This is a genomic window from Gordonibacter pamelaeae 7-10-1-b (assembly GCF_000210055.1).
Lineage (GTDB): Bacteria > Actinomycetota > Coriobacteriia > Coriobacteriales > Eggerthellaceae > Gordonibacter > Gordonibacter pamelaeae.
This window is the reverse complement of the sequence record NC_021021.1, coordinates 432,581-433,668: the sequence shown is the minus strand read 5'-3', so window position 1 is coordinate 433,668 and position 1,088 is coordinate 432,581. Positions and strand designations below refer to the sequence as shown.

The 1,088-nt window shown below is 66.5% G+C and carries 1 protein-coding gene; it reads right to left on the bottom strand.

Features of this window, described 5'->3' with window-relative positions; translation table 11 throughout:
* Nucleotides 1-176 precede the first annotated feature (176 nt).
* On the bottom strand, nucleotides 177-1,088 hold a 912-nt coding region (locus GPA_RS02015; protein WP_041238801.1), incomplete at its 5' end, for a DUF4179 domain-containing protein.

Here is a 1,088-nt window from a genome sequence, read left to right as displayed (position 1 = left end):
CGGCGCCGTGCCGCCGGGATGCGCGTCGATCCGTTGCGGACCCGGGAACCGCTGATCGACGCTCTTGCCGCGCCCGCCCTGCGAAAAAGCCGAATCCGATAATTAATCGGCGGTTCCTTAGGCCGACCAGAGGGGGTCCCGCAGCCGAGCTTGCGGGACCCCCTCTGGCGTATTGGCTACGGCAGCGCTATCTCCGTTCCGCCGATGGTGACGGAGGCCACTTCGTCGGTGTTCAGGAACTCTTCGAACACTATATTCTTATGGCAGACGGTCGTGCTGCCGTCCTCGCGGGAGCCCCCGCTGTGCTGCGATGCGTCGATCTCCAGGACCGTGCCGTCCTTCATGTTCACCGTGATGGACGGGTTGAGGAAGCGGTCGCGCTCGCCGGCCTCGCGCTCGGACATGCGGCCGGATTCCTTCTCGATCCAGTCCATGCGGCCGTCGGCCGTGTACTCGAGCGTGAGCGCGATCGGCGAGATGCTGGCGCTGTCGAGCGTGGCGCCCATGCCGTTCAGCTCGAACGGCTGCCCGGCCGGCAGGTTGATGGAGGTGTCCTCGTAGTCCACGACGAACTTCATGTTCCAGGTGCCTTCGACGAGGACTTCCCGCCCGCCGTCGCCGTACCGGTACAGGTCCTGGAAGCAAACGCGCGCCGTATGCCCGATGATGCTGCCGCTGGTCGAGGTGACGGACATCTGCTCCACGTACTGGATAGCGTTGTCGGAGGGGTCTGCATCGTAGAAGTGGCTGCTTCCACCGCTTGTCGTCACCCCATCGACGTGGACTCCGGCCGCCTCTCCGAACCCGAGGGGCAAAAGCCCGTTGTCCAGGGCCTCGATATCCTCGAACGGGGTGCCGTCGTCCTTGGCGATGCTGAACACGATGGTGTAGTTCGCCCGGTCGCCGATGATGGCCTCGGCCGTGACGGTGACGCCGTTCGACGTGGCGCTCGCGCCGAGGGGGCGCCCTATCTTGTCCACGACCTCGGTCTGGGCAGGCGGGCCGCCGAACAGGTCGTCCATGACGTTGCCCACGCCCATGAGCGCGCCGGAGGCGTACGCGCCCCCGGCCAGGCCCCCTGCCAGAAC